Annotated in this window: 11 protein-coding genes; 1 reads left to right on the forward strand and 10 read right to left on the reverse strand. The window is 64.6% G+C overall.

Annotated elements, in window-relative coordinates; all coding sequences use genetic code 11:
* Nucleotides 1-114: 114 nt before the first annotated feature.
* From J0W34_RS16720 to urtA, 10 genes are all read right to left on the reverse strand, one after another.
* Entirely contained in the window at nucleotides 115-774 is a 660-nt protein-coding gene (locus J0W34_RS16720; RefSeq protein ID WP_230969535.1) for a DsbA family oxidoreductase, read from the reverse strand.
* Between the two features lie 33 nt (nucleotides 775-807).
* Entirely contained in the window at nucleotides 808-1,680 is an 873-nt protein-coding gene (locus J0W34_RS16725; RefSeq protein ID WP_230969536.1) for a DUF6279 family lipoprotein, read from the reverse strand.
* 84 nt (nucleotides 1,681-1,764) lie between these two features.
* On the reverse strand, nucleotides 1,765-3,417 hold the full coding sequence (locus J0W34_RS16730; protein ID WP_230969537.1) for an ABC-F family ATP-binding cassette domain-containing protein: 1,653 nt from the start codon (nucleotides 3,415-3,417) through the stop codon (nucleotides 1,765-1,767).
* 137 nt (nucleotides 3,418-3,554) lie between these two features.
* Nucleotides 3,555-3,902, reverse strand: coding sequence for an FmdB family zinc ribbon protein (locus tag J0W34_RS16735; protein WP_230969538.1), 348 nt, complete (start codon nucleotides 3,900-3,902; stop codon nucleotides 3,555-3,557).
* A 50-nt stretch (nucleotides 3,903-3,952) separates the two neighbouring features.
* Complete coding sequence (fmdA, locus tag J0W34_RS16740) at nucleotides 3,953-5,182, reverse strand: formamidase (RefSeq protein WP_230969539.1); 1,230 nt, start codon at nucleotides 5,180-5,182, stop codon at nucleotides 3,953-3,955.
* 26 nt (nucleotides 5,183-5,208) lie between these two features.
* Nucleotides 5,209-5,898, reverse strand: a complete 690-nt coding sequence (gene urtE, locus J0W34_RS16745; protein ID WP_230969540.1) for an urea ABC transporter ATP-binding subunit UrtE — start codon at nucleotides 5,896-5,898, stop codon at nucleotides 5,209-5,211.
* A 14-nt stretch (nucleotides 5,899-5,912) separates the two neighbouring features.
* A complete protein-coding gene (gene urtD, locus J0W34_RS16750; protein WP_227816314.1) occupies nucleotides 5,913-6,656 on the reverse strand; it encodes an urea ABC transporter ATP-binding protein UrtD in 744 nt (247 codons plus the stop codon).
* Nucleotides 6,657-6,677: 21 nt separating this feature from the next.
* Entirely contained in the window at nucleotides 6,678-7,862 is a 1,185-nt protein-coding gene (gene urtC / locus J0W34_RS16755) for an urea ABC transporter permease subunit UrtC (RefSeq protein WP_230969541.1), read from the reverse strand.
* A 22-nt stretch (nucleotides 7,863-7,884) separates the two neighbouring features.
* Nucleotides 7,885-8,805 (reverse strand): urea ABC transporter permease subunit UrtB, encoded by a 921-nt coding sequence (gene urtB, locus J0W34_RS16760; protein WP_230969542.1) that lies wholly within the window; start codon nucleotides 8,803-8,805, stop codon nucleotides 7,885-7,887.
* Between the two features lie 92 nt (nucleotides 8,806-8,897).
* Complete coding sequence (gene urtA / locus J0W34_RS16765; protein ID WP_230969543.1) at nucleotides 8,898-10,151, reverse strand: urea ABC transporter substrate-binding protein; 1,254 nt, start codon at nucleotides 10,149-10,151, stop codon at nucleotides 8,898-8,900.
* 424 nt (nucleotides 10,152-10,575) lie between these two features.
* Between urtA and J0W34_RS16770 the strand changes: the two genes are divergently transcribed.
* A complete protein-coding gene (locus J0W34_RS16770; RefSeq protein ID WP_230969544.1) occupies nucleotides 10,576-13,950 on the forward strand; it encodes a hybrid sensor histidine kinase/response regulator in 3,375 nt (1,124 codons plus the stop codon).

Consider the following 13,950-nt stretch of genomic DNA (forward strand, 5'->3'; position numbering starts at 1 on the left):
CAGGACGAGTGCTCATGCTGATCAAATGACATCACCAACCCAACCCTCATTCGCTCCGGCGATAAAAAGAAAAGCCGGGCGAAGCCCGGCTCACTGCTGCCACTTTATTCAGGTTCAAGCCGCGTCGAGCGCCTGTTCCATGGCGGTGAGCAGGTTCCCGGCCGACTGGGCGCCCGAGACAGCGAACTGCTGATTGAAGACGAAAAACGGGACGCCCTGGATGCCCAGCGACTTCACCTGTTTGTAGACCTCCATGACCTCGTCTTCGGCGTCATCGCCTTCGAGCCACTCGGCCAGTTCCTTGTCCTGCACACCCGCCAGTTGCGCAATCATGGCGAGCACCTTCGGGTCACCGATGTTGCGCCCGCCCTCGAAGTAAGCCGAGAAGATGCCGTGCGCCAGCTTGGCGACCAGCACCGGGTCGGCACCCACCGCCTGTAGTTGCAGGATGAGGCGATGGGCCGGCAAGGTGGTCGGGCGCAGTTCGACCTTGTCGAAGTCGAAGCGCGCGCCATCGGGCTCGCCCGCCTCGATGACCTGTTGTTGCACTTCCCTGACCTTTTCGGCGCTGCCGAACTTGCGCTCGAGATAGGACTGGTACTCGTAGCCCTCGGGCGGCGTCGTTTCATCGAGGAAGAAAGGCAGTCGCTGGATTTCGACCTGAACTTCCGGCCGTTTTTCGGCCAGCAGCGCGAGCGCCGAGCGCAGGCGTGCTTCGCCGACGTGGCACCAGGGGCAGACGAAGTCGGCGATCAGGTCGATATGCAGTTTCATTGTGATTCCGGTCGGTGGAGGTAGCCCCTCACCCTAACACGTCGTGCACAGCGCGTCCTGCCCTTGCGCCAGTTTCTCCGGCACTTCCACGCTGGCCAGTTCAGTGGCCCATTCACGCAGCCGACGCTGGACGTGGGCGATCTGCGCGGGCGTGGCGCGATTGAGAAAATCCGTCCAGAAGCGCCGATAAATGACTTCGCGCCGCTGCGTCTCGGCCACCACCGCCGCCGGGCGGCGCTCGCGCCAGTTGGCCACCCAGTCCTCCAGCGCGGCCACATCGTTGCGCTTGATGATGTCGATAAGCTCACCGTGGCGCCGTTCACGCTCGCGCAGCCAGATGTGGCGATCCAGTCGCATGGCTTCATTGCGCACGATGAACACCTGCTGGGCATCGGTCACCTCGCCAAACCAGTCTTCCAGATCGTCCACCAGCTTCTCTGTCCGCTGGAGTGCCTGCTGCTCAAGTGTGTTGTCAGCCAGTTCCTCGGCCAGTTCGGCGCGGCGCGCGGCCAGATGCTGCTCGACGTCAGTCGCCTCGTCGAGGGTCATCGCCGGCCAGCGCCGGGCCAGTTGGGTGGCAAAGACGCGACCGAGTGCGTCGGAGTGACGGTCAAAGGCCTCAAAGGCCCATGCCACGTCGGCCTCGCGGACCGGCCGGTCAAGGCGGTCGGCGGTCTCGCGCATGAGCGCAATCAGTTCGAGTCGAGGGGCACCGACATGCCAGTTCCAGGTCTCGTCGAGCGCGGCGCGCACCGCGTCCGACTGCGCGCCCGGCAGATCGAAGACGTCATCCACCCACAGCGTCGCCAGCAGCGGTGCGTTGCGATAGCCAAGCGAAATCTTGCTGCAGGCTGCCAGGCTGCAGATCGAGGCGATCAGAACAAGAATGATAGTTCGCGCACGCATGTGCCTGTGGCAATCGGGCGGCGAATGAGTTCCACACGCTCGACTCAAGGCGGGCACAGGACAGACCCTGGCGCGGGCTCCGGCTCAAGCCGCCATACGCGCTTTCTTCGCTTCGTCGAGCAAATAGCGCTGGTAGTCGTCCAGGTCGCCGCCGTAGGGCGCAATGCCGCCCTTGGACACCAGCCAGAACTCGTCACATACCGAACGCAGCAGCGCCCGGTCGTGGCTCACCAGCATCACCGTGCCTTCGAACTCGTTGAGTGCCACCGCCAGCGCCTCGCGGGTGTTGAGGTCGAGGTGGTTGGTCGGCTCGTCGAGCAAGAGCAGATTGGGCCGCTGCCAGACGATCATGCACAGCACCAGCCGCGCCTTCTCGCCACCGCTCATGGTGCCCACCGGCTGCTTGACCATCTCGCCGCTGAAATTGAAGGTCCCGAGGAAGTTGCGCAACTCCTGCTCGCGCCCCGGCACATTGCTGCGCCCGGCGGCGATGGCCTCCTTGGCGAGGCGCACCATGTGTTCGAGCGGATTGTCAGCCGGTCGCAGCACGTCCAGTTCCTGCTGGGCAAAGTAGCCGATGTTCAGCCCCTTCCCCTCGGTGACCTCGCCCGCCAGCACGTCCAGATCGCGGGCAATGGTCTTGACCAGCGTGGACTTGCCCTGCCCGTTCGCCCCCAGGATGCCGATGCGCTGGCCCGCCATCACCGATCGGGTGATGCCGCGCACAATGGTGGTCGGCGGCGTGCCGGCCGGGGCCTCGGGCGGCGGCGGATATCCAATCTCGACGCCCACCATGGAGAGCATCGGGTCGGGCAGGTTCTGCGGCGGCTGGAATTCGAAGCTGAATTCGGCGTCGGCCAGCACCGGGGCGATCTTCTCCATGCGTTCGAGGGCCTTGACCCGGCTCTGCGCCTGCTTGGCCTTGCTGGCCTTGGCCTTGAAACGGTTGATGAAGGACTGGAGGTGGGCGATCTTTTCCGCCTGCTTGGCCACGGTGGCCTGCTGCAGCAGCATCTGCTCGGCGCGCATATCCTCGAACTTGCTGTAGTTGCCGCCGTAGCGCACCAGCCGGGCGTTATCAATATGCAGGGTGACGCCGGTGATGGCGTCCAGAAACTCCCGGTCGTGGCTGATCATGATCAGCGTGCCCGGGTAGCGTTTGAGCCAGGCCTCGAGCCACACCAGTGCATCCAGATCCAGGTGGTTGGTGGGCTCATCCAGCAGCAGGATGTCCGACGGGCACATGAGCGCGCGGGCCAGTTGCAGACGCATGCGCCAGCCGCCGGAGAAGCTGTCCACCGGGTTGTTCAGCTCCGACACCTTGAAGCCCAGGCCGAGGATGAGCGACTGGGCGCGCGACACCGCATCATGCTCACCGGCGTCGTTGAGCGCCATGTAGGCCTCGGCCATGCGCATGCCGTCGTCGCTGGCTTCGGCCTCGGCCACTTCCTTGCGTGCGGCCAGCAGCGGAATGTCGCCGTCGATGACGAAGTCGGTGGCGCTCTGGTCGGTCTCGGGCATCTCCTGCGCCACCTGCCCCATGCGCCACTGCTTGGGGATCGAATAGTCCCCGCTGTCTTCATGCAGGGTGCCGTTGAGCAGCGCGAACAGGGTGGACTTGCCGGCCCCGTTGCGCCCGACCAGACCGACCTTCTCGCCCGGATTGATGGTGGCGGAGGCCTTGTCGAGCAGCACTTTCGAGCCGCGGCGCAGGGTGACGTTCTTGAGCGTGATCATGGGCAGAACCTTGAGGCAGGACGCGCATGATAGCCACCCGAACGCCTGCGCAGTGGGATCGCGCCAAAAAAAGAGGGCCCGCCGAGGCGAACCCAAGGTCGCGGGGTCACCGCGTCCAGGCTAAACAGTCGGTGGCCTCAGTGGCTGATCATCCACGGGCGCTTGGTCGGGAAGGCCTTGGCGCCGTTGGGTGCGGTGACGGTGGCTTTCGAGATACCGCCCCCGCAGCAGCCGCAACCCGGGCCGTGCTTGTGGGTGGCCTTGTACTCCTCGCTGGTCTTGGGCAGGTGGCGTGCCTTCTCGTTGGTGGCGTGCGCCTTGCGGTCGCTCGCCGACATGGACCACATGGTCGGGGCGGTGAGCACCACGCGCACGGCTTCACCGCCGCAGCTGGGGCAGGCCATCGGGTCGTTGCGCTCGGCGATGCGGCGCATGGCGACGAAGTCGTCACCGCAGTGGGTGCAGCCGAATTCATAGGTGGGCATGGTCGTGTCCTCTCGGGTCGGGGCGCCCGGCGGCGCCCCGAGGTCAATGCTCAGAGATCGGGCGAGAGCGGAATGTCGATGCCGCCGAATTCCTGGACCACCGGCCCGTCCACGTTCGGCTTGATGTCGAACTCGAAGATCTCGGTCGGCAGCCACAGGGTGGCGCAGGCGTTGGGGATATCGACGACGCCACTGATATGCCCCTGGACCGGCGCCGTGCCCAGGATGGCGTAGGCCTGTGCGCCCGAGTAGCCGAACTTCTTCAGGTATTCGATGGCGTTCAGACACGCCTGCCGATAGGCCACGTGCACGTCCAGGTAGTGCTGCTTGCCGTACTCGTCCACCGAGATGCCTTCAAAGATCAGGTAGTCGTTGTAGTTCGGGGTGATCGTGCTGGGCTGGAAGATCGGGTTCTTGACGCCGTACTTGGCCATGCCGCCCTTGATGAGGCTGACGCGCATGTGCACCCAGCCGGCCATCTCGATGGCCCCGCAGAAGGTGATCTCGCCATCGCCCTGGGAGAAGTGCAGGTCCCCCACCGACAGGCCGGCGCCATCCACATAGACCGGGAAGAAGACCTTGGAGCCGCGCGACAGATCCTTGATGTCACAGTTGCCGCCGTGCTCGCGCGGCGGCACGGTGCGGGCGCCCTCGGCCGCGATCTTCTCCTTCACGTCGCCGGCGGCCTTGCCGCAGTGGGCAGTCTTGGCGAAGGGCGGGTTGGCCAGCGGCGGCACGCGGTCGGGCTCGGTGGCGATGAAGTCCACCTCGCGCTCGTTCCACATGTCGAGCATCTTCTGGTCGGGCAGGCAGCCGATCAGCCCCGGGTGGATCAGGCCGGCAAAGCGCACGCCCGGCACATGGCGGGACTTGGTGAACATGCCCTCGAAGTCCCAGATGGACTTCTGTGCCTCAGGGAAATGCTCGGTCAGGAAGCCGCCGCCGTTCTTCTTGGAGAAGAAGCCGTTGAAGCCCCACAGGCTGTCGTCCTTGGCGCCGATGTCGAGCAGATCGACCACCAGCAGGTCGCCCGGCTCGGCGCCCTTGACGCCCACCGGCCCGGACAGGAAGTGCACCGTGGACAGATCCACATCGCGCACGTCATCGGCCGAGTCGTTGTTCTTGATGTAGCCGCCGGTCCAGTCGTAGGTCTCGAGGATGAAGTCGTCCCCCGGATTGACCCAGCAGGCCATCGGAATGTCCGGATGCCAGCGGTTGTGGATGAGTTCGTTGTCGTACGGCGATTGCTGCAGATCAACCTTGATCAGTGTTTCAGGCATGACAGATCTCCTCGATGGATTCGGAATCAGACAGAAAGGAACTGCTTGATGTGCGCCTCGTCGGTCTGGGCGCGGGCGCTTTCGTGCACCAACCGGCCGCCTTCGATGACGAACAGCCGGTCGGCCACATCCATGGCGAACGAGAGCACCTGCTCGGAGACCACCACGGTGATCTCGCGCAGCTTGCGAATCTCGTTCAGGGCTTTGGCGATGTCCTTGATGATCGAGGGCTGGATGCCTTCGGTCGGCTCGTCGAGCAGGAGCACCTTGGGGTTGGTGACCAGTGCGCGGGCGATGGCCAGCTGTTGCTGCTGACCGCCGGAGAGGTTGCCGCCCTTGCGGCCACGCATCTCCCACAGCACCGGAAACAGGGCGTAGATGTCCTCGGGCACGGTCTTGACCTTGGCATTCTCGAGCCCGGTCTTAATGTTCTCTTCCACGGTGAGCGTCGGGAAGATCATGCGGCCCTGGGGCACATAGGCGATGCCCTTGGCGACGCGCTTGAAGCTCTCGTCGCCGGTCACATCGTTCTCGCCCACCACGATCTTGCCGGCCTTGCTCGGCAGGATGCCCATGAGCGACTTGAACAGCGTGGTCTTGCCCATGCCGTTGCGGCCCATGATGGCCACCGCCTCGTTCTTCCCGGCGGCGAAGCTGATGCCGTGCAGGGCTTCGCTCTGGCCGTAACTCACATGCAGATCGGTCACATTCAGCATTGCGTGTTCTCCTGTCAGTGACCCAGATACACGTCGATGACGCGCGGATCGTTCTTCACCTTGTCCATGGCGCCCTCGGCGAGGATCTTGCCCTGGTGCATGACGGTGACCTTGTGGGCGATGCGGGCAACGAAATCCATGTCGTGCTCGATCACGATCACCGAGCGGTTCTGGCAGATGCGCTCGAGCAGTTCGGCGGTCAGTTCGCGCTCGCGCACGCTCATGCCGGCGATGGGCTCGTCGAGCATGAGCAGCTCCGGGTCCTGCATGAGCAACATGCCGATCTCCAGCCACTGCTTCTGCCCGTGGGAGAGCAGCGCCGCCTCGGTATGCAGCATCTCGGTCAGGCCGATCTCGCCGGCGATCTCGTGCACCTTGGCCTTGACCGTGTCGTCGCACTTGAAGGCCAGCGCGCCGAACACGCCCCGACCGCGCGGGAAGGACACCTCCAGGTTCTTGAACACCGAGAGGTTTTCGTAGATGGACGGGGTCTGGAATTTGCGGCCGATGCCCGAGCGCACGATCATGTGCTCGGAAAGCCGGGTCATTTCCTGGTTTTTGAACTTGATGCTGCCGGCCGAAGCACGCGTCTTGCCGCAAATGAGGTCGAGCAGCGTGGTCTTGCCGGCACCGTTGGGGCCGATCACCACCCGCAGCTCCCCCTTGTCCACATAGAGGTTGAGGCTGTCGATGGCCTTGAAGCCATCGAATGAGACCGTCAGGTCTTCCACGGCCAGCACGAAATCGGTATTGCTCATGGTTGTGGCTCCTTCGCTGGATCAGGCGGACTGACTGCTGATGCCCTTGGGCAGGTCGCCGCTTGGGGCCGGTTTGGTGGGCAGCGCGGTGCTCGGCGGTGACGGCGGCGTGTCGGGCTGGCGTTCCCTGGCCTTGCCGCGCAGGCGCGGCACCACGTATTTCTCCCAGACGCCGGCCAGCCCGTTGGGGAAGGCCATGGTCACGCCGATGAACAGCGCCGCCATGAGGAACAGCCACAGGTCGGGGAAGCTCTCCGAGAAGTAGGTCTTGCCGAAATTGACCAGCAAGGCGCCATACACCGCGCCGACCAGACTCATCCGCCCACCCACGGCGGCGAAGATGACCATCTCGATCGACGGCACGATGCCGACGAAAGACGGGCTCATGAAGCCCACCTGGAGGGTGAACATCGCTCCACCGATGGCCGAGATGCCGGCCGCCAGGCAGAACACGAAGACCTTGAACATGGAGACGTCGTAGCCGGAGAAGCGCACCCGGTCTTCCTTGTCGCGCATGGCCAGCAGCAAGGTGCCCAGTTTGGAGACCTGCACCCAGCGACACAGGGCGATCACCCCGAGCAGCAGCACGGCATTGACGAAGTACAGCACCAGCTTGGCGCCGTCTTCACGGATGTCCCAGCCGAGCATGGTGCGCAGGTCGGTAATGCCGTTGACCCCGCCGGTGTAGCCCTGCTGGCCGATGATGAGCACGGTCAGGATCAGCGCCACGGCCTGGGTGATGATGGCGAAATACACCCCGCCCACCCGGCGCTTGAACATGGCGAAGCCGATGATGAAGGCCAGCAGCATGGGCACCGCCACCACCGCGATCAGCGCGAAGGGCAAGTGATTGAACGGCTCCCACCAGAAGGGCAACTCGGTGAGCTGGTTCCAGTCCATGAAGTCCGGGATGCCCGGGGTGGACTGGATGGCGGTGTTCTCCGGGGAGGACGCCTCGAGCTTGAGGAACATGGCCATGGCGTAGCCGCCCAGACCGAAGAACACGCCCTGCCCCAGGCTGAGCACACCGCCCCAGCCCCACAGCATCACCAGGCCGACGGCCACGAAACCGTAGGTGAGGTACTTGCCCACCAGATTGAGGCGGAAGGCGTCGAGGGCCAGCGGGAAGACCACCAGGATCACGGCCGCGAGGACCACGAAGCTGTAGCCGCCGCCGGAGAACCAGTTCGAGAGTTTTTTCATCATCTTGCTCCGATGGATCGGGAAATCAGCGACGGACCTTGGCGGCGAACAGGCCTTGCGGACGCAGCATCAGGATGGTGACGATGGTCAGCAGGGTGAGCACCTTGGCCATGGACCCGCTCAGGAAGAACTCGGTGATCGACTGGGTCTGCGCGATGCCGAAGGCCGAGACCACCGTGCCCCACAGGCTGGCCGCGCCGCCGAAGGTGACCACCAGGAAGGCATCGACGATGTAGAGCGAGCCCGAGGTGGGCCCGGTCGAGCCGATGGTGGTGAAGGCGGCACCGGCCACACCCGCAATGCCACAGCCGATGGCGAAGGTGACCCGATCGGTCTTCTTTGTGTTGATGCCGGTGGCGTTGGCCATGGTGCGGTTGGACACCGTGGCGCGCACCCGCAGCCCCCAGCGGGACTTGTACAGCGCCAGCAGCACACCGCCGGTGACCAGGATGGTCAGCGCCAGCACGAACATGCCGTTGATGGGGATGTCGACACCCTCGGTGGGCATCCACGAACCCATCAGCCAGTCCGGCAGGGTCGGGCTCACTTCCTTCGGACCGAAGGTGGAGCGGAAGATCTGCTGCATGCCCAGGGACAGGCCCCAGGTGGCCAGCAAGGTGTCGAGCGGCCGGGCATACAAGTGCCGTATCAGGCCCCACTCGACCAGCCACCCCACCGCAAAGGCGATAAAGAAGGCGAAGACGATGGCCACCGGGAAGTAGGCGTTCATGAGCCCCGGGGCGAAGGATTCGGTCAGCGTGGAGAACAGGTAGATGGTGTAGGCGCCGATGGTCATGAACTCGCCATGGGCCATGTTGATGACCCCCATCTGCCCGAAGATGATCGCCAGGCCGAGCCCCATCAGCAGCAGCACTGCAAACAGGCTGAGGCCAGCGAAGCCCTGCATGAGGGCGATGTTGTACATGTCGGAAAGTGAATATTCCATGGGAACACTCCCGGGGTCGTGATGCAGGGGAAGAACCCGGCCACCGCGTCATGCGCGGCACGGCAACCGGGGGGCGACTCACCGTTGGGGACTTACTGGTAGCCTTCCGGGAACGGGTCCGGCTTGATCACGTCGGACTCGAACACGATCTTGGCCTGGCCATCCTTCTGCCATTCGCCGATGCGGGTGCGCATCCACAGGTGATGGTTGGGGTCGAGCTTCAGCTCGCCATGGGGGGATTCGTTCCACTCCAGGCCCGGCGAGGCGGCCACGACCTTGTCCACATCGAAGCTGCCGGCCTTCTCGACGGCCATCTTCCACAGCCACGGACCCAGGTAGCCGGATTCGGTCACGTCGCCGATCACCGCCTTCGGGCCGTAGGCCTTCTTGAAGGCATCGACGAACTTCTTGTTGCCCGGCAGATCGAGGCTCTGGAAGTACTTCATGGAGGAGTACAGACCCTCGACGTTCTCGCCACCGATCCCGAGCACTTCGTCCTCGGTCACCGAGATGGTGAGCATCGGCTGCTTCTTGAAGGTCAGACCCGCGGCGTTGAGCTGCTTGAACCAGGCCACGTTGGAGCCACCGACCACGGCACCGAAGACCAGATCCGGCTTCTTGAGCTTGATCTTGTTGATCAGCGAACCGAACTGAGTGGAACCGAGCGGGTAGTACTCCTCGCCCACCACCTTGCCCTTGAGCACGTTCTCGATGTGCTTGCGGGCGATCTTCATGGAGGTGCGCGGCCAGATGTAGTCGGAACCGACCAGGTAGAAGGTCTTGGCGCCGAGGGTCTTGTGGGCCCAGTCGAGGCCGGCGAGGATCTGCTGGGTGGCTTCCTGGCCGGTGTAGATCACGTTCTTGGACTGCTCCAGGCCCTCGTAGAAGGTCGGGTAGTACAGCAGGCCGTTCTCTTTTTCGAAGATCGGCAGCACGGCCTTGCGGGAGGCGGAGGTCCAGCAACCGAACACGGTGGCGACCTTGTCATTGACCAGCAGCTTCTTGGACTTCTCGGCGAAGGTCGGCCAGTCGGAGGCGCCGTCTTCCTTGATGACCTTGATGGTCCGGCCCAGCACACCGCCCATGGCGTTGATCTGGTCGATGGCCAGTTGCTCGGCCTGGATCGAGCCGGTCTCGGAGATGGCCATGGTGCCGGTGGCCGAGTGCAGTTGCCCCACCGTCACCTCGGTATCGGTGACGGCCAGGCCGGTGGTATTGACAGCCGAGGTAGCCGGGCCGGCGCCAAAAGCGTAGCGGGACACGGGCAGGCTCAGCAGCGGCAAGGCTGCGGCCCCGAACATCAACTTCCGGCGGGTGGGATTGAAGGGGCGATTCTTGTCGGACATCTCGATCTCCTGCGTCAAATGGGCGAAGCATGGGAAAGTCTTTTTCCGGGCGCCGTTTCAGTCGGATACCGGCCGAAACGTTTGCCGTCGTTGCGGTGCACAATCTATTGATCGAGACGGGAAAACCGAATACGTCAAATAACGTATTCAGATACGTACGCAGGTCGGGGAGACTGATCGTCCAGCGTGCGGCAGTGCATCAGGGCATTGCCGCGCACCAAACGGGTGCATGACAGGTCGCTCGCGGCGCCGCGCTCGCGCGCGCGAGCGCGGAGACCGCGCCGCCCCCTTCCGGACAGGCGGCGCCATTCGCACCGGGGACGGGGATACGAGAGGGATCATGGTTCGCTCGCACGCGGAACGCGCCTTTGGGAATGGTTTTTGCAAGATCCACGATGAATCCATGGCCGGAGCAAGGGCGTCCGTGAACACCACCGCCACCCAGCGCATCATCAAGATCCGACGCGACTACAACGCCTGGGTCGCCAACGAAACCCTTGAAGACTACGCCCTCCGGTTCGCCCCCCGCAGCTTCCGCAAGTGGTCCTTTTTCCGCATCGCCAATACCGCGCTGGGGGCCGTCTCCTTTCTGGCCCTCGACGCCATCGGCGCCGCGTTGATGATGAACTGGGGGTTCGCCAATGCCGCCTGGGCGCTGGCGATCGTGGCCCTGGTCATCCTGCTCACCGGCCTGCCCATCAGCTACTACGCCGCGCGCCACGGCATCGACATGGACCTGCTCACCCGTGGCGCCGGTTTCGGCTACATCGGCTCGACGATCACCTCGCTGATCTACGCCAGCTTCACCTTCATCTTCTTTGCCATCGAAGCGGCCATCATGGCGCTGGCCATCCAGCTGCTGTTCGATGTCTCGCTCTTCTGGGGCTATCTGATCAGCGCCATCGTGATCGTTCCAATCGTCTCCCACGGCATCACCTGGATCAGCCGGCTGCAGGCGTGGACCCAACCGTTCTGGCTGATCCTGCAGATCACCCCCTTCCTGGCGGTGTTGCTGCTGATGCCGGACGTGACCGAACAGTTCACCAGCTTTCGCGGCTACCACGGGGACTCGGTCAATCTGCTGGCCATCGGCGCGGGCATGACCGTGGCCTTCTCGCTGATCGCCCAGATCGGCGAGCAGGTGGACTTCCTGCGCTTCCTGCCGCCCAAGACGCCCGCCAATGACCGCGCCTGGTGGGCCGCCGTGCTGGCCGCGGGACCGGGCTGGATCCTGCCCGGCGTGGCCAAGATGTTCGGTGGCGGCCTGCTCGCCTTTCTGGCGCTTCAGCAGATGATTCCGCCGGAGCGCGCGGTCGAGCCCACCCAGATGTATCTGGTGGCCTTCCAGCAAATGCTCGGCGATCCGGGCACGGCGCTGGTGGTGGCCGCCATCTTCGTCATCATCTGCCAGGTGAAGATCAACGTCACCAATGCCTATGCCGGTTCGCTGGCCTGGTCGAACTTCTTCTCGCGGCTCACCCACAGCCACCCCGGGCGCGTGGTTTGGCTGGTGTTCAACGTGGCCATTGCCTTCGCGCTCATGGTGCTCGGCGTGTTCGAAGCGCTCGAACACGTGCTCGGCATCTACTCGAACGTGGCGGTTGCGTGGATTGGCGCGGTGGTGGCCGATCTGGTGGTCAACAAACCCCTCGGGCTCTCGCCCAAGGGCATTGAGTTCCGCCGGGCGTATCTGTACAACGTCAATCCGGTGGGCGTGGTGGCCATGCTGGCCGGCTCGATTCTCGCCATGGTGGCCTACGGCGGGCAGTTTGGCCCCCTGCCCCAGGCCTTCGCCCCGCTGATCGCGCTGACCACCGCCTTCTGCCTGGCCCCGCTCATCGCCTGGGCCACCCGCGGCCGCTACTACATCGCCCGCCCGGTCACGACCCACTGGCGCCCGGGCGAGTCGGTCACCTGCGTGGTATGCAGCAACACCTTCGAGTCGGAAGACATGGCCGGCTGCCCCGCCTACGGCGGGCCGATCTGCTCCCTGTGCTGCACGCTCGAAGCGCGCTGCGCGGATCGCTGCAAACCCACCCCGCCGCTGCTCGACCGTCTGCGCCAGCGCCTGGAGAACATCCTCCCGGAGGCTGTCCCGGGCAGCTACGTGCGACGGCTGGGGATGTTCGCCATGGTGTTCACCGTCGGCACGCTGATCATCTCCGCGCTGGTCGGTCTGGTGTATCAGCAGGAGCTGCTGGCCGCCCGCAATGGCGACACCGACATCGCCACGGCTTTTTCACGGATCTACTGGATCCTGCTGCTGATCCTCGCCGTCACCGCCTGGTGGATGGTGCTCACCCAGGAGAGCCGCAAGGTGGCGCAGCTCGAAAGCGAACGCCAGACCCATCTGCTGCTGCAGGAGATCAGCGCCCACGAGCGCACCGACGCCGAGCTGCAGCGGGCCAAGGACGTGGCCGAGCGGGCCAATGCGGCCAAAAGCCGCTATGTGCGCGGCATCAGTCATGAGCTGCGCACGCCGCTCAACACCATTCTCGGTTACGCCCAGATCCTGCTCAATGCGCCGCCCGATGCCCGCCCGCGACGCGACGCCCTGGGCACCATCCAGCGCAGCGGCGAACACCTCATGGCCCTGATCGATGGCCTGGTGGACATCGCGCGCATCGAAGCAGGGCGACTCACCATCGAGCGCCGCGAGCTGCGTTTCTCGGAGTTCCTCGCGCATGTGGACAACATGTTCCGGCTCGAGGCGGGGCGCAAGAATCTCGGCTTCAGCCTGACGCTCAGCCCCCATCTGCCCGAGGTGGTGCTCGCTGACGAAAGCCGCCTGCGCCAGATCCTGATCAACCTGCTGTCGAACGCCGTGCGCTACACCCGCGAGGGTGAAGTCCGCCTGTCCGTGAGCTATCACGCCGAGATGGCGCGCTTCGAGATTGCCGATACCGGCTGCGGCATTCCGGCCGATGCCCTGTCGACCATCTTCCTGCCCTTCGAGCGCGGCGCGCAGACTGCGGACACCCCGGGCACCGGCCTCGGCCTGCCCATCACCCAGTTGCTCGTCGAACTCATGGGCGGCCAGATATCGGTGGACAGCACGCCCGGGCAGGGCAGCGTGTTCACCGTCAAGCTCTACCTGCCCCGCGTCGTGGCGCCCACCATCGCCCGCCGGCCAGAGCGTGAGATCGACGGCTATGAAGGCCCGAGACGCCATCTGCTGGTCGTCGACGACCAGCCCGACCAGCGTCAACTCCTGGTGGATCTGCTCGAGCCGAAGGGCTTTCTGATCGATGAAGCGAACGGCGGCGAGCAGGCATTGCAGATGACCTCGATCGTCCGCTACGACGCCGTCCTGCTCGACGTGAACATGCCCGATCTGGACGGCTGGTCGGTCAGTCGCCGGCTGCGCGAGCAGGGCTTTGGCCAGGGCATCATCATGGTCTCGGCAGAAGCCCACGAGAACACCCCCCAGCACCGCAAGGCGGCCGGCTGCAACGACTTCGTGGTCAAACCCGTGCTCGAGAGCAGCCTGTGCGCGGCCCTGCAAAAACACCTCCAACTCAGCTGGACCTTCACCCCGGCCGCGCCCCCGGCACCCACGCCCGCAGTCGAGGCGCCGGCCCCCGAGCCCGTTCGCGCCGCCGACCCGCCCATTGGCGCGGAGCACATCGACCAACTGCAACAGCTGGCGCGGATCGGGCACCTCAAAGGCATCGAAGATCATTTCGACCGCCTGGGCGCATCGCGTCCGGAACTGAAGGATTTCATTGATAACCTGAGGCCCTTGATTCATGCATTCCGTTTCGACGACCTCATCGACCGGCTCGAGGCCGCTCGCTGA

This window comes from Nitrogeniibacter aestuarii, assembly GCF_017309585.1.
In the GTDB taxonomy this organism is placed as follows: domain Bacteria; phylum Pseudomonadota; class Gammaproteobacteria; order Burkholderiales; family Rhodocyclaceae; genus Nitrogeniibacter; species Nitrogeniibacter aestuarii.

Bases quoted from the DNA above. Each gene is read 5' to 3' on its own strand.
- J0W34_RS16720 (WP_230969535.1), bottom strand. From the start codon at position 774: ATGAAACTGCATATCGACCTGATCGCCGACTTCGTCTGCCCCTGGTGC.
- J0W34_RS16725 (WP_230969536.1), bottom strand. From the start codon at position 1,680: ATGCGTGCGCGAACTATCATTCTTGTTCTGATCGCCTCGATCTGCAGC.
- J0W34_RS16730 (WP_230969537.1), bottom strand. From the start codon at position 3,417: ATGATCACGCTCAAGAACGTCACCCTGCGCCGCGGCTCGAAAGTGCTG.
- J0W34_RS16735 (WP_230969538.1), bottom strand. From the start codon at position 3,902: ATGCCCACCTATGAATTCGGCTGCACCCACTGCGGTGACGACTTCGTC.
- fmdA (WP_230969539.1), bottom strand. From the start codon at position 5,182: ATGCCTGAAACACTGATCAAGGTTGATCTGCAGCAATCGCCGTACGAC.
- urtE (WP_230969540.1), bottom strand. From the start codon at position 5,898: ATGCTGAATGTGACCGATCTGCATGTGAGTTACGGCCAGAGCGAAGCC.
- urtD (WP_227816314.1), bottom strand. From the start codon at position 6,656: ATGAGCAATACCGATTTCGTGCTGGCCGTGGAAGACCTGACGGTCTCA.
- urtC (WP_230969541.1), bottom strand. From the start codon at position 7,862: ATGATGAAAAAACTCTCGAACTGGTTCTCCGGCGGCGGCTACAGCTTC.
- urtB (WP_230969542.1), bottom strand. From the start codon at position 8,805: ATGGAATATTCACTTTCCGACATGTACAACATCGCCCTCATGCAGGGC.
- urtA (WP_230969543.1), bottom strand. From the start codon at position 10,151: ATGTCCGACAAGAATCGCCCCTTCAATCCCACCCGCCGGAAGTTGATG.